This is a genomic window from Actinomadura rupiterrae (genome assembly GCF_024172125.1).
Taxonomy (GTDB): Bacteria; Actinomycetota; Actinomycetes; order Streptosporangiales; family Streptosporangiaceae; genus Spirillospora; species Spirillospora rupiterrae.
The window spans coordinates 421,288-439,721 of record NZ_JAMZEA010000005.1 but is presented as its reverse complement, the minus strand read 5'-3'; the positions used below and the strand labels follow the sequence as shown (position 1 = coordinate 439,721).

At 72.8% G+C, this 18,434-nt stretch carries 18 protein-coding genes; 14 read left to right on the top strand and 4 right to left on the bottom strand.

What is annotated here, in order from left to right; genetic code table 11:
- Positions 1–1,953: an AMP-dependent synthetase/ligase gene (locus tag FHU30_RS18820; protein WP_253877406.1), complete on the bottom strand. Its 1,953-nt coding sequence runs from the start codon at positions 1,951–1,953 to the stop codon at positions 1–3.
- 92 nt (positions 1,954–2,045) lie between these two features.
- On the bottom strand, positions 2,046–3,836 hold the full coding sequence (locus FHU30_RS18815; RefSeq protein WP_253877405.1) for an AMP-dependent synthetase/ligase: 1,791 nt from the start codon (positions 3,834–3,836) through the stop codon (positions 2,046–2,048).
- A 262-nt stretch (positions 3,837–4,098) separates the two neighbouring features.
- On the opposite strand from FHU30_RS18815, the gene FHU30_RS18810 reads away from it, so the two are divergent.
- The 6 genes from FHU30_RS18810 (at position 4,099) to FHU30_RS18785 (ending at position 8,629) form a co-directional block, all read left to right on the top strand.
- Positions 4,099–4,791 (top strand): copper homeostasis protein CutC, encoded by a 693-nt coding sequence (locus FHU30_RS18810; protein WP_253877404.1) that lies wholly within the window; start codon positions 4,099–4,101, stop codon positions 4,789–4,791.
- A gap of 173 nt (positions 4,792–4,964) precedes the next feature.
- On the top strand, positions 4,965–5,732 hold the full coding sequence (locus FHU30_RS18805; RefSeq protein ID WP_253877403.1) for a metallophosphoesterase family protein: 768 nt from the start codon (positions 4,965–4,967) through the stop codon (positions 5,730–5,732).
- A 64-nt stretch (positions 5,733–5,796) separates the two neighbouring features.
- Positions 5,797–6,234, top strand: coding sequence for an SRPBCC family protein (locus FHU30_RS18800; RefSeq protein WP_253877402.1), 438 nt, complete (start codon positions 5,797–5,799; stop codon positions 6,232–6,234).
- Between the two features lie 67 nt (positions 6,235–6,301).
- Complete coding sequence (locus tag FHU30_RS18795; RefSeq protein WP_253877400.1) at positions 6,302–6,892, top strand: hypothetical protein; 591 nt, start codon at positions 6,302–6,304, stop codon at positions 6,890–6,892.
- Positions 6,893–6,923: 31 nt separating this feature from the next.
- Positions 6,924–7,868 (top strand): ROK family glucokinase, encoded by a 945-nt coding sequence (locus tag FHU30_RS18790; RefSeq protein ID WP_253877398.1) that lies wholly within the window; start codon positions 6,924–6,926, stop codon positions 7,866–7,868.
- 59 nt (positions 7,869–7,927) lie between these two features.
- Positions 7,928–8,629 (top strand): endonuclease/exonuclease/phosphatase family protein, encoded by a 702-nt coding sequence (locus tag FHU30_RS18785; protein ID WP_253877396.1) that lies wholly within the window; start codon positions 7,928–7,930, stop codon positions 8,627–8,629.
- A 1-nt stretch (position 8,630) separates the two neighbouring features.
- Here the strand turns inward: FHU30_RS18785 and FHU30_RS18780 are convergent, their stop codons facing one another.
- A complete protein-coding gene (locus FHU30_RS18780) occupies positions 8,631–9,458 on the bottom strand; it encodes a hypothetical protein (RefSeq protein ID WP_253877394.1) in 828 nt (275 codons plus the stop codon).
- 340 nt (positions 9,459–9,798) lie between these two features.
- Between FHU30_RS18780 and FHU30_RS18775 the strand changes: the two genes are divergently transcribed.
- From FHU30_RS18775 to FHU30_RS18745, 7 genes are all read left to right on the top strand, one after another.
- Positions 9,799–10,515 (top strand): lysophospholipid acyltransferase family protein, encoded by a 717-nt coding sequence (locus tag FHU30_RS18775; RefSeq protein WP_253877392.1) that lies wholly within the window; start codon positions 9,799–9,801, stop codon positions 10,513–10,515.
- A gap of 4 nt (positions 10,516–10,519) precedes the next feature.
- Positions 10,520–11,680: a MacS family sensor histidine kinase gene (gene macS, locus FHU30_RS18770; protein WP_253877391.1), complete on the top strand. Its 1,161-nt coding sequence runs from the start codon at positions 10,520–10,522 to the stop codon at positions 11,678–11,680.
- A gap of 136 nt (positions 11,681–11,816) precedes the next feature.
- Positions 11,817–13,226, top strand: a complete 1,410-nt coding sequence (locus tag FHU30_RS18765) for a glycoside hydrolase family 31 protein (RefSeq protein WP_253877389.1) — start codon at positions 11,817–11,819, stop codon at positions 13,224–13,226.
- Positions 13,118–14,851, top strand: a complete 1,734-nt coding sequence (locus tag FHU30_RS18760) for a glycoside hydrolase family 31 family protein (protein WP_253878047.1) — start codon at positions 13,118–13,120, stop codon at positions 14,849–14,851. The genes FHU30_RS18765 and FHU30_RS18760 overlap by 109 nt, the downstream gene beginning before the upstream one ends.
- 105 nt (positions 14,852–14,956) lie before the next feature.
- A complete protein-coding gene (locus FHU30_RS18755; protein WP_253877388.1) occupies positions 14,957–15,445 on the top strand; it encodes a GNAT family N-acetyltransferase in 489 nt (162 codons plus the stop codon).
- A 349-nt stretch (positions 15,446–15,794) separates the two neighbouring features.
- A complete protein-coding gene (locus FHU30_RS18750; protein WP_253877386.1) occupies positions 15,795–16,007 on the top strand; it encodes a hypothetical protein in 213 nt (70 codons plus the stop codon).
- 47 nt (positions 16,008–16,054) lie between these two features.
- On the top strand, positions 16,055–16,474 hold the full coding sequence (locus FHU30_RS18745) for a hypothetical protein (RefSeq protein ID WP_253877384.1): 420 nt from the start codon (positions 16,055–16,057) through the stop codon (positions 16,472–16,474).
- Here FHU30_RS18745 and FHU30_RS18740 read toward each other — a convergent pair.
- Positions 16,425–17,315, bottom strand: a complete 891-nt coding sequence (locus tag FHU30_RS18740) for an SDR family oxidoreductase (protein ID WP_253877382.1) — start codon at positions 17,313–17,315, stop codon at positions 16,425–16,427. The genes FHU30_RS18745 and FHU30_RS18740 overlap by 50 nt on opposite strands.
- Positions 17,316–17,495: 180 nt before the next feature.
- Between FHU30_RS18740 and FHU30_RS18735 the strand changes: the two genes are divergently transcribed.
- Positions 17,496–18,413, top strand: coding sequence for a LysR family transcriptional regulator (locus tag FHU30_RS18735; protein ID WP_253877380.1), 918 nt, complete (start codon positions 17,496–17,498; stop codon positions 18,411–18,413).
- Positions 18,414–18,434 lie beyond the last annotated feature (21 nt).

Sequence of the window (18,434 nt, the reverse complement as noted above, 5' to 3'; positions counted from 1 at the left end):
TCAGGTGTAGAGGGCTTCGATGTCGGTGGCGAAGGCCGCCGTGACGATGTGGCGGCGGACCTTGAGGCTGGGGGTGAGGTGGCCGCCGGCCTCGGTCAGCGCGCGGTCGAGCACGCGGTACTTCTTGATCGCCTCGGCGTGCGAGACGGTCGCGTTCGCTTCGGCGACGGCGGCGTCCAGGGCCGTCCGCACCTCGGGGTCGTCCCGCAGGGCGGCGAGGTCGAGGCCGTCGCCGAGCCTCGGCACCGGACGGCCGCGGGTGGCGAGCCAGCCGGGCAGCGCCTCCTCGTCGAGGGTGAGCAGGGCGCCGATGAACTTGCGCCCGTCGCCCACGACCACGGCCTGGTCGATGAGGGGATGGGCGCGGAGCAGGTCCTCCAGCGGTCCGGGGGCGACGTTCTTGCCGCCGGCCGTCACGAGGATGTCCTTCTTGCGTCCGGTGATGCGCAGGTAGCCGTCGTCGTCGAGCTCGCCCAGGTCGCCGGTGTGGAACCAGCCGCCGTCGAGCGCGCGCGCCGTGGCGTCGGGGTCGTTCCAGTAGCCCTCGAAGATGCTGACGCCGCGCGCCAGGATCTCGCCGTCGTCGGCGATCCGGAGTCCGGTGCCGGGAAAGGGGCGTCCGACCGTCCCGATGCGGTTGCCGCCGGGGGTGAAGCGGTTGCCGACGATCGGCGCGGTGGTCTCGGTGAGGCCGTAGCCCTCGATGATCGTCACGCCGATGCCGCGGAAGAAGTGGCCGAGCCGGGCGTTCAGCGCCGCGCCGCCTGACATCGCGTACCGGAGCCGTCCGCCCATCGCGGCGCGCAGCTTGCGGTAGACGAGCGCGTCGAAGACGCGGTGCCGGGCCTTCAGCGCGAGCGGCACGCGCCCGGTGTCTAGGGCTTGGCTGTAGGCGACGGCGGTGTCTGCGGCGGCGGCGAAGATCCGGCCCTTGCCGTCCGCCTCGGCCCGCTGCGCCGCGCCGTTGTAGACCTTCTCGAACACCCGTGGCACGGCGAGCAGGAAGGTGGGCTGGAACGTTCCAAGATCCTTCTGCAGCGAACCCGGCGTGCCGTGCGCCAGCACCATCCCGCACTCCACGCAGCCGACCTGCACCAGCCGCGCGAACACGTGCGCCAGCGGCAGGAACAGCAGCGTGGACGCGCCGTCCGCGGCGATCTCCGGCACTCCGGCGAGCACCACGTTCCGCGCCGTGGCCAGGAAGTTCGCGTGCGTCAGCGCGCAGCCGCGCGGCCGTCCCGTCGTCCCGGACGTGTAGACGATCGTGGCCAGGTCGGACGCCCGCCGCGACCGCCGCCGCTCGGTCAGCTGCTCGTCGGTGACGGCCGCGCCCCACCCGGCGAGCCGGTCCAGATCGTCCGGTTCGAGGCCGCTGACCTGCGACAACTCGGGCAGCTCGGCCCGGACGGACGCCACGGCCGCGCGGTTCTCCGCCGTCTCCACGAAGATCCCGCGCGCGCCCGAGTCGCCCAGGATCCAGGCGAGCTGCTCCGGCGAGGACGTCTCGTACACCGGGACGGTCACGCCGCCCGCCGCCCAGATCGCGTAGTCCAGGACCGTCCACTCGTACCGGGTCCGCGACATCAGCGCGATCCGGTCCCCGGGCTCAACCCCGACCGCGATCAGGCCCTTGGCCAGCCGCGCCACCTCGTCCGCGAACTCCCCGGCCGTCACCGCGGCCCACGCGTCCGCGCCCGCCGGACGCCCCACGCCCTCAGCCGCCGCGCCCTGCGAGCCGCCCGCGGCGGACGAACCCGCCGACGAACCCGAACCCGCCGTCGGGGCCGCCGACGAACCCGCGGCCGAGGCCGGACCCGCCGTCGGGGCCGCCGCTGGGACGCGGCGGCGGGCGACGATGCGGCCGGGAGAGCCGGCGGCCCGGTCGAACGGGGTGTCGGTCAGGTTCGCGGTCTCGGGGAACCGCTCCCGGACGGGGACGTCGGTCTCGCGCATCGGTTCCTCACGTCCGGGCGGCGGTACGGGTCGGGCTGTATAGGTCAGGCTGTACGGGGCGGGCTGTACGGGTCAGGGAGCAGCAGGGCAGGTCAGGAGTAGAGCGCGTCGATCTCGCGGGCGAAGTCCTTGATCACGACGTGCCGGCGGACCTTGAGGCTCGGGGTCATGTGCCCGGCCTCCTCGGTGAAGTCCACCCCGAGGATCTCGTACTTCTTGATCGCCTCGGCGTGCGACACGGCCTTGTTCGCCTCGGCGACCGCCCGGTCGATCTCGGCGATCACGTCCGGGTCGGTGCGCAGCTGCTCCACGGTCATCGCGGCGGGCTTGCCGTGCTGGGCCTTCCACGGGACGAGGGCCTCCTCGTCCAGGGTGATCAGGGCGCTGATGAACTTGCGGCCGTCGCCGACCACGAGCGCCTGGCTGATCAGCGGACACGCGCGCAGCCGGTCCTCCAGCGGGGCCGGCGCGACGTTCTTGCCCGCGGCCGTGACCAGGATCTCCTTCTTCCGGCCGGTGATCTTCAGGTAGCCGTCGGCGTCCAGCTCGCCGAGGTCGCCGGTGTGGAACCAGCCGTCCTCGACGGCCTCCTTGGTCGCGGTGTCGTTGTTCCAGTAGCCGCGCAGGATGTTGACGCCCTTGGCGAGGACCTCGCCGTCCTCGGCGATCCGCACCGACACGCCCGGGATCGGCTGGCCGACCGTGCCGATCCGCAGCGCGGACGGCCGGTTCACGCTGATCGGCGCGGTGGTCTCGGTCAGGCCGTAGCCCTCCAGGATGGTGATGCCGACGCCGCGGAAGAAGTGCCCGAGCCGGTCGCCGAGCGCCGCGCCGCCGGACACCGCGTACTGCACCCGTCCGCCCACGGCGGCGCGCAGCTTGCCGTACACGAGCACGTCGAAGACCTTGTGCTTCAGCTTGAGCTTCAGGTCCGGCCCGCCCGCCGAGAGCGCCTTGCTGTAGGCGATGGCGGTGTCGGCGGCGGCCGCGAAGATCTTGCCCTTGCCGCCCGCGATCGCCTTCTGCTCGGCGCCGCTGTAGACCTTCTCGAACACCCGGGGGACGGCGAGCAGGAACGTCGGCTTGAAGCTGTCCAGGTCCGGCAGCAGGGCCTTGATGTCGCTGTGCCCGAGGACGATCCCGCCCTCGATCGTCGCGACCTGGATGAGCCGCGCGAAGACGTGCGCGAGCGGCAGGAACAGCAGCGTGGACGACCCGTCCACGGTGACCTCCGACAGCGCGCCCTGGATCGCGTTGCGCGCGGTCAGCACCAGGTTCCCGTGGGTCAGCTCGCAGCCCTTCGGGCGGCCGGTGGTGCCGGAGGTGTAGACGAGGGTCGCGACGTCGGCGGCCACCGGGACGCGGCGGCGCTTGTCGATCTCGGCGTCCGGGACGTCCGCGCCGGCGGCGGTCAGCTCGTCGAGCCCGCCCGCGTCGATGCCCCAGACGTGCGCGAGGCCCGGGAGCGCGTCCCGGACCTCGGCGATGGTGGCCGCGTGCTCGGCGGTCTCGGCGACCACGGCCTTCGCGCCGGAGTCGCCGATGATCCACTTCACCTGCTCGGCGGACGACGTCTCGTAGATCGGGACGCTCACGCCGCCGACGGCCCAGACGGCGTAGTCGACCAGCGTCCACTCGTAGCGGGTGCGGGACATCAGCGCGACCCGGTCGCCCGGCTCGACCCCGGCGGCGACCAGGCCCTTGGCGAGCGCGGTCACCTCCGCGGCGAACTCGCCCGCCGTGACGGCCGCCCACGCCCCGTCCGCGCCGCGGCGGCGGATGACGATCCGGCCCGGCTCGGCGGCGGCCCGGTCGAATGGCGCGTCGGTGAGATTGGCGGAGTCGGGGACCTCCACCAGGGCGGGGACGCTGAACTCGCGCACGGCCACTCCTCGGTTGATCACGGCTTAAGGCGGGGACGACGGTACAACCTCTTGCTACTCGATGGTAGCTACGGCTCCGCGCAGGTCGGTAGCGGCGAGCCCGGACCGGACGGCAGGCCCCGCGCGGCACCGGGAAACGCGCTGCGTGATGGTCGCCACACGCTCCCGGGAGGGCGGGCGCCGGGGCGGGCGGTGCGGTGCACGGAATCCCCTTGCCCTACGCTTGACCAGGACGTTCCCAGCCTACGCGAGGAGGCGCCCGGTGGCCCTGCTGGAAGTGATCGCGCTGACCGCGGACGACGCGCGCGCCGCGGCCGAGGGCGGCGCCGACCGCCTGGAAGTGGTCGCCGACATGGCCGCCGACGGCCTCACCCCCGACCCGCGGACCGTGGCGGAGATGAGGCAGGTCACATCGCTGCCGATCCGGGCGATGCTGCGCGCGGCCGCCGGTTTCCGCACCTCCGAGGCCGAGCTGGACCGGCTCGGCCGCGCCGCCGCCGACCTCGCCGACGCCGGGGCGGACGGCTTCGTCCTCGGCTTCCTCGACGCGGACGACGCGATCGACGCGCGCTCCGCCTCCGCCCTCGCCGCCGCCCTCCCGGACGGCCTGCCCTGGACGTTCCACCGGGCGCTCGACAACGCCGCCGACCCGTCCGCCGGGTGGGAGGTCGTCCGCGGGCTGGGCTGCGACACGGTCCTGACCGCCGGATCGGCGCGCGGCGTCTCGTCCGGGCTGGACGTGCTGTCCGGCCGCGCCGCCGAGGGACCCGCGTCCGCGCGGCTGCTGATGGCGGGCGGCGGGCTGCGCCGCGAGCACGTCCCCGTCCTCGCCGCCGCCGGGATCGGCGCGTTCCACGTCGGCACGGCCGTCCGCACCGGCGGCTCCTGGGACGCCCCGCTCGACCCCGCCCTCGTCGCCGAATGGCGGGCCCTGGTCGCCTCCGCCACGTCCTGACCGGGCCGGCCGTACCGCGTCCGTCTTTCACCTGTCGGCGATACCGTCCGGCCGCGGAAACCGCCCGGCGCCCTGGCCCGGCCGCGACCTCGGTCGGGGATCGGTCCGACACCGTGATCAACGAGACGGGCCTCGTCGTGTCCGGATGGCGGGACGCCTATTAGGCTCGGTTCATGCGGATCCATGTGGTGAGCGACGTCCATGGCCGCGCGGAGGCGCTCCGGAACGCGGGGGACGGCGCGGACGCGCTGGTCTGCCTGGGCGACCTGATCCTGTTCATCGACTACTCCGACCACGGCCGGGGCATCTTCGCCGACCTGTTCGGGCAGGAGAACGCGGACCACTTCATCGCGCTGCGGACGGCGAAGCGGTTCGACGAGGCGCGCGACTTCTCCAGGCAGATGTGGTCCTCGCTGGACGGGGACGCCTGGCCGCACATCGAGAAGGCCGTCCGCAAGCAGTACGCCGAGCTGTTCGACGCGATGCCCGCGCCGGCCTACCTCACCTACGGGAACGTCGACATCCCGCGGATGTGGCAGGACTACCTGCGGCCCGGGCACCGCGTCCTGGACGGCGAGGTCGCGGAGATCGGCGGCGTCCGGTTCGGGTTCGTCGGCGGCGGGCTGCGCACGGTGTACCGCACGCCGAACGAGATCGACGACGAGGAGTTCGCCGCGAAGGTCGCCGCGGTGGGCGAGGTGGACGTGCTCTGCTGCCACATCCCGCCCGCCGTCCCGGACCTGCTCTACGACACGGTCGCGCGGCGGTTCGAGCGCGGCAGCGAGGCGGTGCTGGAGGCGATCCGCGCCACGTCACCGCGGTACGTGCTCTTCGGGCACGTGCACCAGCCGCTCGCCCGGCGGATGCGGATCGGCAAGACCGAATGCATCAATGTCGGTCATTTCCGGGCCAGCGGTAAACCGTACGTACTGACGATCTGACGCAAACTCCGCGAGGATGTGTGCGGCGGAGCACTAGGCAAGGACAGCCGGAGGGAAGGGGCCCATGGCGGACCGCACGAGCTCGTCCATCACGATCAAGGCCGCGAAGTCGGACATCATGGCGGTGATCGCCGATCTGGACGCCTACCCGGAGTGGGCGAGCGGGATCCGCGCCTTCGAGGTCACCGAGACCGGCGGCGACGGCCGCGCCCGCACCGCCCGGATGACCTTCGAGGGCGGCCCGATCAGCGACTCGGTCGGGCTCGCCTACACCTGGGAGGGCGACGACGCCGTCCACTGGGAGCTGGTCGAGCCGGGCACGGTGGTCACCGGCCTGCACGGCTCCTACACCCTGGACGACACCGGCACCGGGGAGACCGAGGTCACCTACGAGCTCGCCGTCGACGTCCGGATCCCGATGATCGGCATGGTCAAGCGCAAGGGCGAGAAGCGGATCATCGACTCGGCCCTCAAGGGGCTGCGGCGGCACGTCGAGCGCTGAGCCGTCAAGAACGCGCCGGTCGCGGGCCGCTGCCGCGTCCGGCCGACCAGGGATGGAAGATGTCATCATGACCGAGCAGCAGCCGGGCGACGTCCTCGACGAGGCCGCCAAGCTCTTCGACGCCGTCCGGCGCCGGGTGGGCGAGGCCGTCGGCGCCGCCGCGTCCGGAACGCTCCCGTGGTCGGACGAGGACGTCTGGGCGGACGCGACCACCCCCGAGGACGCCCGGAGCCGGCCCGAGGGCAAGGACGCCGCCCCCGAGGGATCCGAGGGCAAGGGCGTCCCCGAGGGTAGGGACGTCCCCGAGGGTAGGGGCGCCGACCGCGAGGGTAAGCAGGACGGCGGGCGCGGGCGCTCGGAGGCCCGGGCCCGCGGGGCCGGGGACGTGTGGGCGCGCGTCCTCGCGGAGGAACCGCACATCGCGACCGGAGCGGCGGAATGCCGGAACTGTCCGGTGTGCCGGGCGATCGCGCTCGCGCGCGAGACCGGTCCGGACTTCCGGCGGCACGTGGAGGAGGCCGGGCGCTCGCTGCTGGCGGCGGTGTTCGACGTCGCGGCCGCCTACGAGCGGAGCCGCCCGGGCCGGGCCCGGACGGGGACGTCCGGCGCGTCCGGCACGCGCGATCCGTCCGGCCGGGACGCGACGGACGTCGGTTGACAGCGAACAGGAACGGCGGAGGGAAACGCTCATGGCCCTGACCATCGGCGTGGACGTGGGCGGGACGAAGGTCGCCGCGGGTGTGGTCGACGACCGCGGGAACATCCTGGAGAAGGTGCGGCGGCCCACCCCGTCCACCAACCCCAAGGAGACCGCCGACACCATCGCCGAGGTCGTCGACCTGCTGAAGGGCAAGTTCGAGGATGTGTCGGCGGTCGGGCTCGGCTGCGCCGGGTTCGTGGACGAGACGCGCTCGGTCGTGATGTTCGCGCCGAACCTGGCCTGGCGGAACGAGCCGATCAAGGCGATCGTCGAGGGCCTGGTCGGGCTGCCGGTCGTGGTGGAGAACGACGCGAACGCCACGGCCTGGGGCGAGGCCCGGTACGGCGCGGGCCGCGGGCACGACTTCATGGTCCTGGTCGCGCTCGGCACCGGCATCGGCGGGGGCCTGGTCATCGACGGCGAGCTGTACCGCGGCCGGTTCGGGGTCGGCGCGGAGTACGGGCACTACCGGGTCGTCCCGGACGGGCGGCGCTGCGGCTGCGGCAACCGCGGCTGCTGGGAGCAGTACGCCAGCGGGAACGCGCTGGTCTACGAGGCGCGCGAGCTGGCCCGGGTGTCCCCGGCCCTGGCCGGGCGGCTGCTGGAGCTCGGCGGCGGCAAGCCCGAGGGCATCAACGGCCCGCAGGTCACCGAGGCCGCCCGCGAGGGCGACGCGGCCGCGCTGGAGTGCTTCCGCACCATCGCGCAGTGGACCGGGCAGGGCCTGGCCGACCTCACCGCCGTCCTCGACCCGGGCTGCTTCGTGATCGGCGGCGGCCTCTCCGACGCCGGGGACCTGCTGCTGGAGCCCGTCCGGCAGGCGTTCGCCAACGCCCTCACCGGCCGCGGCCACCGCCCGCTCCCGCAGATCAAGATCGCCGAGCTGGGCTCGGCCGCGGGCATCGTCGGCGCCGCCGACCTCGCCCGCCTCTGACCCCCCGCCCGCCCCCCGCTCGAACCCCACCGACGTCCGCTCACGGGGGAGGGAACGACGTGGCCGTCACGGTACGCGTGGTCAGCTACAACATCAGATCGCTGCGGGACGACCCGGACGCGGTCGCGCGGGTCGTCCGCGCGCTGCGTCCGGACGTCCTGTGCCTCCAGGAGGTGCCGCGCTTCGCGACCTGGTGGTGGCAGCGCCGGCGCCTCGCCCGCGCCTGCGGCATGCGCATCGCCGCGGGCCGCCGCGCCTGCGGCCTCGCCGTCTTCACCGCCCCGCACGTCCAGCGCGTGGCCCGCGAGTTCGCCCTGCTGTCCCGGGTGCCGGACCTGCACCGCCGCGCGCTGGCCCTCGCCGTCCTCCAGGTGGACGGCGCGCCCCTCATCGCCGCCAGCACCCACCTCGACCTGGAGGACGAGCCGCGCCTGCGCCACGTCGGCGAGGTCCTGGCCCGCCTGGAACGCGCGAAGGCCCGCCACCGGGCCCCGCTCGTCCTCACCGGCGACATCAACGAGGAACCCCACGGCCCCGCCTGGAGGCGCCTCGCCACCCGCTTCCAGGACGCCCACGCCATCGCCCCGGACGGCGACTCCTTCACGTTCTCGGCCATGGAACCCGTCCGCCGCATCGACGGCGTCTTCGCCGACAAGGGCATCCACGTCCAGGGCTGCGGCGTCCCCACCACCCCGGAACTCCTGGCCGACTACCCCAAAGCCACCGACCACCGCCCCGTCCTAGCCACCCTGAGACTCTGACTCAGAGGACGGCGCCGTCGTCGTCTGGGGGGCGGGGGTCGTCGCCCATGCGGAGGACGAGGGTGACGAAGCCGCCGATGAAGGCGGCGACGGCGAGGAAGGCGGCCCAGCCGGGGACGTCCCAGTTGAGGACGACCGTGATGAGCAGGTAGAGGGGGCCGCCGACCAGGGCGATCCAGGCGCCCTTGGTGAGCGGGTCGGCGGTGGGGAGCGGCGGCGGGGGCGGCGGGACGTAGTGGCCCTCGTCGTCCGGGCGCGGCATCTCCTCGCCGTCGTCGAGGTCGGCGGCCCTGATCACGCGGGCGCGGGGGAGGCGGCCGGTGCTGTCGTCGCCCTCGCCGGGCGGCTCCTCGTCCTCGTGGATGTTCTCCTGGTCGGGCCAGGGGACGCGGTCGCCCTCGGGCTCGGCGTCGAAGTTGGCGACCAGGTCGGCGAAGATCGCGGCCTCGTCGCGCTCGGCCGTGCCGGGGGCGCTGGGGGTGTCGGGCTCGGCGTCGGACGGCTCGGCGGCGGCCTCCGGGTCGGGCGCGGGGTCCTCGGCGGCGGCGGGGGAGGGGTCTTCGGCGGCCGCGCCGTCCGAGCCGCGGGACGAGGCGTCGCGCAGCCGGGTGAGGTGGACGCGGAGGATGCCCTCGGCGGTGTGCTTGAGGTCGACGTCCACGTAGAGGCGGTCGAGCTCCTCCTCGGCGGACGGCTGGTCCGGCGGGGCGGCGTAGGCGGCGACGCCGGCCTCGCGCAGCGCGTCCAGCATCGCGTCCGCGAGGTGGGGGGCGAGGTCCACCAGCGGGGCGTAGGAGTCGGCGGTCAGGCCATTGCCACGGCGATTCACGGGGTCGTCCCCTTCGACTCCTGCGTGACCGATGGCACCGGCATGACGGCCTCCGCTCCCCCATTACCCTGTGTCCGCGTGGGCGCTCGCGCGTGCACGAGCCCACCGGCCGGCGCTCACCCGGACACCCCGAAACGTGTGTCCCACGGTATTCGCTGCGCCGCCCGGAACAAGCCCTCGGGCACACCCGATTGTGGTACTGCTGTACTTCCACAGCAGAGCCTACGGTCCCCGGGGACCGCCGCGCGCCCGAAGCGGCGGCCGGAGCGGGCCCGCGGTGTGGGCAGTACCTCGCTCAGATGGGAAGATGTCCCATCATCTCCCCTAGGAAGGTGCCGCCATGCTGTGGTTCTGGATCTTGTTGAGGATCGTGCTGTCACCGATCCTGTACCTGGTCTGGCTGCCGAAGAACTCCGGCATGCGCAACGTCCCGAAGCGGGGCCCGGCGCTCCTGGTGAGCAACCACCTGTCGTTCGCCGACCACTTCTTCGGCCCGCTGCCGCTGATGCGGCCGATCCTGTTCATCGGCAAGCGGGAGTACTTCACCGGCCGCGGCATCAAGGGCCTGATCAGCAAGGGCTTCTTCACGGGCGTCGGCGTCGTGCCGGTCGACCGGACCGGCGGCAGCGCCGCCGAGGCCGCGCTCCAGACCGGCCTGCGGATCCTCGGCGAGGGCAAGCTGCTCGGCATCTACCCCGAGGGCACCCGCGCCCCCGACAACCGGCTGTACCGCGGCAAGACGGGCGTGGCGCGGCTTGCGCTGGCGTCCCGGGTGCCGGTGATCCCGATGGCCATGATCAACACCTTCGAGATGATGCCGCCCGGGCAGGCGCTGCCGAACCTGCGGCCGCGTCCCGGCGTCCGGTTCGGCAGGCCGCTCGACTTCTCCGAGTACTACGGCCAGGAGGACGACCGGGAGGTGCTCCGCAAGGTCACCGACCAGATCATGGCGGCGATCGCCGACCTGTCCGGCCAGGAGTACGTCGACCGGTACGCCGCCGACGTGAAGGCCGAGCTCGCCGGGAAGACCCCGCGGCCGTCCTCGGACGACGAGTAGCCCGTTGGGGGTCGGGTCGGCGATCTGGCGCTCGGTCGCGGTCTACCGGTTCCTGGCGCTGCTCTACGCCGCGGTGGTGATCGCGTGGAACCAGGACAAGTACGAGCGCCCGTACGCGTCCTGGATCGTGCTCGCCGGCATGGTCGTCTGGACCTTCTACGCCACCCTCGCCTACGGCGGCGGGCGCAGGCAGCGCTGGACGCTGCTCGCCACCGACCTGGGGGTCGCGTTCGCCGCCGTCCTGGCCACCGCGTGGGTCGAGACGCCGTTCGGCATCGCCCAGGGCCGTCCGACGATCCCGGTCGCCTGGGTCGTCGCCGCGCTGCTCGCCTGGGCCGTGTCGGGCGGGCGCGGCCTCGGCGTGGTCGCCGCCGCCGTGATCGGCTCGGCGGACCTCATCGTGCACGCCCTGAACGACTCGCCGCCCGGCCCGGCGACCTTCAGCAACATCGTCCTGCTGTTCCTCACCGGGCTGGTGGTCGGGCACGTCGTCCGGATGGCGGTGGACGCCGAGGCGCGCCTCGCCCGCGCGGTCGAGATGGAGGCGTCCACCCGCGAGCGCGAGCGGCTGGCCCGCGACATCCACGACTCGGTCCTGCAGGTGCTGGCGATGGTGCAGCGGCGCGGCGCCGAGGCGGGCGGCGAGGCCGCCGAACTCGGCCGCCTCGCCGGGGAGCAGGAGGCCGCCCTGCGCTCCCTCATCACCAACGCGCCCGTCCCGCGTCCGCGCGTGACCGCGGACCTGCCCGCTGTCACCGCCTCGGCCTCGGGCGCCTCCGACGTCCGGACGCGCCTGACCGCGCTCGCCTCGTCGCGCGTGAGCGTCGCGACCCCGGCGACCCCCGTCCTGCTGCCCGAGCACGTCGCGGACGAGCTGGCGGCGGCGGTCGAGGCGGCCCTGTCGAACGTCCGCGCCCACGCCGGCGACGACGCGCGCGCCTGGGTCCTCCTGGAGGACGACGGCACCGGCGAGGTGATCGTCAGCGTCCGCGACGACGGCCCCGGCATCCCGCCCGGCCGCCTCGAACGCGCCGAGGCGGACGGCCGCCTGGGCGTCGCGCAGTCCATCAAGGGCCGCATCCACGACCTCGGCGGCACCGTCACCATCCACTCCACTCCGGGCGAAGGCACCGAACTGGAACTCACCGTGACCCGCCCCCTCTGACGGCGCCCGGGTTCCGGCCTGCCTGCCGGTGTGAACAGAGGTGTGAATGTTGCGCGGGCTGCGGCGCGCGTAAGCCGGGTGCCGTGTGGCCATATATCCCGATCGAGTGCTCGAACTTGATTGAAGGGATGAGCCTATGCGCAGAATCGCGCAATGGGCGGGGCTGGTCGGGGTCGCGGCCGCGGGGCTGGCGGCGGTGTCCGGGAACGCTGCGGCGGCGGACGCCGCGGGCGGGCTCGGGGCCGTCACCGGCGTCCATCAGGACGGCGCGACCTTCACCCTGGACGCCGGGAAGGCGCGGGTGCGCGTCGTGTTCCTCCGGGACGACGTGTTCCGGCTGTGGGTCGCGCCTGACGGGGACTTCACCGACCCGGCGAAAAGCCCGCCGTCCAAGCCGGGCGATCCGGCGGCGAACATCGTGGTCAAGAAGGACTACCCGCAACCGCGCACCTGGCTCCGGCAGGACGGGTCGTCCTACCGGATCGGGACCGGGAAGATCAGCGTCGAGGTCCGGAAGGATCCGGCGCTGTTCAGCGTCCGGCGCGCGGACGGCAGCCTGGTCTGGGCCGAGACCAAGCCGCTGAGCTGGGACGGCAAGAGCACGACGCAGACGCTGGCCGAGGGCCCGGACGAGCAGTTCGTCGGCGGCGGCGAGCAGAACGGGTCGTTCAGCCATCGCGGCAAGACCGTGCAGGTCGGCGTCGACTACAACTGGGACGAGGGCGGGCATCCGAACTCGGTGCCGTACTACGCGTCCACCAGCGGTTATGGCGTCCTGCGCGACACGTTCGCGCCCGGTTCCTATGCGTTCACGAATCCGGTGGCGGCGACGCACGAGGAGAACCGGTTCGACGCGTTCTACTTCGTCGCGCCTAAGAAGGACGACCTGAAGACGCCGCTCGACCGGTACACCGAGCTGACCGGACGGCCGTTCATGCCGCCGATGTACGGGCTCGAACTCGGCGATTCGGACTGCTACCTGCACACCGCCAACCGCGGCGAGCGGCACACGCTCGACGCGCTGAAAGTGGCCGACGGCTACAAGCAGGCGGGCATGCCCAACGGCTGGATGCTCGTCAACGACGGTTACGGCTGCGACTACGAGAACCTGAAGGAGACCGCCCAGGGCCTCCAGGGCCGCAACATGCAGCTCGGTCTGTGGACCGAGAACGGCCTCAGTAAGTTGGCTGACCAAGTGAAGGCCGGCCAGCGCGTCGCGAAGCTGGACGTGGCGTGGGTCGGCGACGGCTACCGCTTCGCGCTGAGCGGTTGCCAGGACGCCTACGACGGCATCCAGGCGAACTCGGACGCGCGCGGTTTCACCTGGGCGCCGGAGTCGTGGGCGGGCGCGCAGCGCTGCGGGGTCCAGTGGAGCGGCGACCAGAGCGGCGCCATGAGTACTCCCGCTGGCAGGTGCCGACCTACCAGGGCGCGACGTTGTCGGGCCTCGCCTACACGACCGGCGATGTGGACGGCATTTTCCGAGGCGGTCCCAACACCTACACGCGGGACCTGCAGTGGAAGACGTTCCTGCCTGCCGCGATGACGATGGACGGCTGGGCGCCCAGCGACAAGCAGCCGTGGCGCTATGGCGAGCCCTATACGTCGATCAACCGGAAGTACCTGCTGCTACGCGAACGGCTGCTGCCCTACGCGTACACGTTCGCGGCGGAGGCGCATCGCACCGGTGTAGGAGCGACGCGTCCGCTGGCCCTGGAGTACCCGAAGGACCCGCAGGCATGGAAGGCAGGTCAGGAGTTCCTCTCCGGGACCGATTTCCTCGTCGCGCCCGTGACCGCCGACGCGTCCAGCCGGGACGGCATCTACCTGCCCAAGGGAACCTGGACCGACTACTGGACGGGCCGCACCTACCAGGGCCCGGTCACGCTCGACCACTACAAGGCGCCCCTGGACACGCTGCCGCTCTTCGTGCGCGCAGGAGCCGTCGTCCCGATGTGGCCGAAGGGCACCACGTCCTGGCAGACGCGGGACAAGTCGCGCCTCAGCCTGGACGTCTACCCGCAGGGCCACTCGTCCTTCACCGCCTATGAGGACGACGGCGCGACACGTCAGTTCGAGAAGGGTTCCTACGCGACGCAGACCTACACCGTGGACGCGCCCAAGGCCGGACGAGGCGACGTGCGCGTCCGTATCGATGCGCCCAAGGGCTCCTACTCGGGCATGCCGAACGCGCGCGCGTACGAGCTGACCGTGCACACCGGCAGCCGTCCCAAGGCCGTCCTCGTGAACGGCAAGGCGGCGCCCTGGTCCTATGCGGATGGCGTGGTTTCCGTCAGCGCGCCTGGGCCGTCCACGGTCACCTTGCGGGACGCGAGCGCGGTCGGCGGGCTTCACCCCGAGGACGCGGCGGTCGAGGCGTCCATCGGCACCGAGCCGGTCGTAGCACCGGGCGGCGCAGTGGACGTCCCGGTGGCGGTCAAGGGCCACGCGCCTTCGGCCAAGGTCACGCTGGACGCACCGACCGGCTGGACGGTCACACCGCGCGGCGCCGGGAGCTTCCACGTCCAGGCTCCGGCGAACGCGACGCCGCAGGCTTACGACCTGACCGCCAACGTGACCTACGTGGCGCACGGGACGACCTACACCGTGCGCGCACGAGGCCAGGTCCACGTCCCCTATGCCTCGCTTGCCGCCGCCTACAACAACGTCGGCGTGACGGACGACTCCAACACCAAACCGGGTGACTTCGACGGGTACAAGCGGTCGTTCTCGAACCAAGCCTTGGCCGCCGCCGGAATCACGCCCGGCGGGCAGGTCAAGGCGCTCGGCGCGACGTTCACCTGGCCGACCGGCGTGGGAATCCCGGACAACGTCCGTCCTAACCGTCAGACCGTCCCGCTTACAGGAACCGGTTCGGCTCTGGCGATCCTGGGCTCGGGCGCAGGGCCCGACCTGGGCGGCGTGACCCTCCACTATGCGGACGGCACGAGCGAGCGCCGATACTTCGGGTTCCCCCACTGGGGCTCGGCGAGCGGCCTCGGCGCTACGCAAGTGGTGAAGCTGCCCTACCGCAACAACCAGGCGGGCAAGGACAACACCGCCGTTTACCTCTTCGCCAATGAGGTCCCATTGGCGGCGGGTAAGAAGCTCGTCGCGGTGACCCTCCCGACCACGACGTCCACCCACGTCTTCTCCCTCGCCCTCAAGTAGGCCCGGCACGCCCCGGGACCGGTATACGCGCTGGTCCCGGGGCGTGCGGGCGGGGCGTCCGAAAAGGGTGGACCGTTCCCGGTCCGCCGCGCCATGCTGGCCCGCATGAAGATCAGAGAGGCGGTCGCGGACGACTGGGCGGCGATCTGGCCGTTCTTCCACGCGATCGTGGCCGCGGGCGACACCTTCACCTTCCCGACCGACCTGACCGAGGAGCAGGGCCGGGACTGGTGGCTCCTGCCCGCCCCCGACCGGACGGTCGTCGCCGTGGACGAGGCGGGCACGGTGCTCGGCACGGCCAAGATGAACCGGAACCACATGGGCAACGCGTCCCATATCGCCAGCGCCAGCTACATGGTCGACCCCGCCCACGCCGGACGCGGCGTCGGCCGCGCGCTGTGCGACTACACGCTCGGCTGGGCCCGCGCCGCCGGATACCGGGCGATGCAGTTCAACGCGGTCGTCGAGACGAACGTCCGCGCGGTCGAGCTGTACCGGTCGCTCGGGTTCGACGTCATCGGCACGCTTCCCGAGGGCTTCCGCCACCCGGAGAAGGGCTACGTCGGCCTCCACATCATGCACCGCCCGCTCTGACCCGCGCGCCCGGCGAGACCGTCGAAGATCACCCGCGCGGGGGAGGGGAGCGGCCCGCGCGGGGGAGGGCGCGGCCCGGGGCCCGCACGCAGAATCTCGATCATGGAAGCACGGCTGGTGGTGCGGCGCTGGGCCGGATTCGGCGCGGCGGGCACCCTCGCGATGTATCTGCTGGTCAAGGTCGTCTGGGTGGCCGTCGCGCTCGGCACCGGGCGGTCGCCCGTCAAGGGGACGGGCACCGGCGGGTGGGTGGCGCTGAACGTGGTCACGGTCGGGATGGCGGTGGTCGGCATCGGGCTCGGGTTCGCGCTCGCCTGCGACTGGGGGGCTGCGGCTGCCCGCCGCGCCGGTGCTGCTGTTCTCCTGGCTCGCGGGCGGGCTGCTGGTCGCGACGCTCCCGTTCGGCCTCCTCGGGTCGCTGCTCTCCAGCGACGGCGGGACGGACGACACGAGCGCGCCCGGCTGGGAGATGCTGCTCATCATGATCGGATTCGTCGGGATGGGCGCGGGCGTGGCCATCGCGCTGCCGATCTACCTGCGGGAACGCTGCCGGACGCGCTGACCGGGCGCGTCTCGGCGCTGCGTGCCGTCCGTCCGCCGTGGCCGGTGATGGCGGCCGCGCTGGCGGTCGCCGCCGTGAACCTCTACTGGATCGCGGGCGGCGACATCGCCACGAACCCGCACTTCAAGGGCGACATGGATGCCAACGGCCGCGTCTTCGGCATCGCGGACGCGTTCTGGGCGACCGCCGGCGCCTGGAGCGCGTGGGTCCTCGCCCGGCGCGGACCGCGCATGCCGCTGTGGATTCCGGTGGCGACGGCGTTCATCGCGTCCGGCTCGATGGCGGGGTGGGGCGCGTGGCGGATCCCGTGGATCCTGTTCCGTCCGATGGGATACGAGACGTACGGGTTGCCGGCGGTCGCCGCCGGGGTGGACGCCGTCAGCATCGCCGCCGGGATCGCCCTCGCCGTCCACCTGGTCAGGGCTGTGCGGGGGAGAAGTAGTGCCCCGCTTCCAGATCCGCGATGAGCCCGGGCTGGGTCGGCTCCCAGCGGAGCAGCGCGCGGGTCTTGGCGTTGTAGGCCGGAATGTCGGACGCGAGCAGCGCGCCGAGGAACCCGAAGTGGTCCGGCGGGACCGACGCCGCCGGGACGCCGAGATGCCGCCCGATGAGCTCGGCGATCTCCCGGATCGGGACGCCCTGGTCGCCCACGGCGCTCAGCCGCGTGCCCGCGGGCGCGCTCTCCAGCGCGAGCCGGAACAGCCGGGCGGCGTCCAGCCGGTGCACGGCCGGCCACACGTTTGCCCCATCGCCCGGATAGCCCGAGACACCAGCCTTCCGGGCGATCCCGATCACCATTGGAATGAACCCTTTGTCGCCCTCGCCGTGCACGGTCGGCGGCAGCCGAACTACGGAGGTCCGCACATCGCGCTCCGCCAGCGCGATCGTCGCCTCGTCGTTCTGGAACCGCGCGTAACTGAAGGCGCCCGGGACGGAACGGCTGTCCTCCGTCGAGACCACGCCGGGCGCGCCCGCGAGCCCCGCCGCGACGACCAGCGGACGGCCGGACCCGGCGAGCGCCTCGCCCATCGCCTCGATCGCGCGCCGGTCGGTCTTCACGTTCTCCTCGTACCGGGAGAAGTCGTGAATGAACGCGAGGTGGACGACGCCGTCCGCCGCCTCGGCCGCCGCCCGCAGCCCGTCGAGGTCGTCGAGCGAACCGCGCACCACCTCGGCCCCCGCGGCCTTGACCCGGACCGCGGCGTCGTCCGAACGGGCCAGCCCGACGACCTCGTGTCCCGCGCCCAGCAGGTCGCGGACGGTGGCGCTGCCGATGAACCCGGACGCGCCCGTAACGAAAACACGCATGCCGAAACTCCCGAAACTCCGGTGGGTGCCCGGCCGACCGGCCGGTATCCCCACGGTGCGTCCGGCCGCCACGCGGTGTCCAATTCCACTTCCGCAACGCGCATTACGAAACACGTATCACCACAGCTCAAGGCCACCATCGGCCACCGTTCAGTGCACCCGCCGACATACGCTGAACGCATGGCCGACCCGACACCCCCGGTGGACCTCGACCTGCGGCTCGTGCGCTGCTTCACCGTCCTCGCCGAGCACCGCCACTTCGGCCGCGCTGCCACCGAGCTGCACCTCACTCAACCGTCCCTGAGCCGGCAGATCCGCCGCCTGGAACGGGACCTCGGCGCGCGCTTGGTCGACCGCACCCCGCAGGGCAGCCGCCTCACCGAGGCGGGCGAGGAGTTCCTGCCGCTCGCGAAGGCGCTGCTGCGCTCGGGCGCGCAGGCCGTCGCGCGCACCCACGCCGCCGCGCGCCCGAGCCGGATCGTGGTCGGCTACGTGACGGGCCTGATCGTCACCCCGGCCGTCCGGGAACTGCGGCGGCTGCGCCCGGACGCCGACGTCCAGCCCGTCCACCTGTACTTCTCCGAGGCGCGCCAGGCGCTCCTCGACCACCGGGTGGACGCCGTCGTCTGCCGCCTCCCGTTCCCGACCGACCGGCTCCACGTGACCGTCCTGTACGACGAACCGCGCGTCGTGGTCGTCCCGAAGGACCACCGCCTGGCCGGAAAGGAATCGGTCACCCTGGACGACATCGCCGACGAGCCGTTCCCCCGAATCCGCGACGCCGACCCGGAATGGCACGCGTACTGGCGCCTGGAACCGCGCCCCGGCGGCCGCCGCGCCCCTGACGGCCCCTACATCGACCACCTGGAAGACAAGTTCGAAGTGGTCGCCGCCGGCGAAGCCGTAGCCGTCTCCGCCGGAAGCCACGGCAAGGCCCTCCGCCCCGACCTCACGACCATCCCCCTAGAAGGCGTAGAACCCAGCCACGTCGTCCTGGCCACCCGCGCCGAAGACCGCAGCCGCCTGGTCGCCGACTTCCGCAAATGCGCCCAATCCCACCTAACACGCCCGCCCCAAGCCGCAGCTGGGCCGGAGTGAAGTTTGCACTGTTCGGGCGCG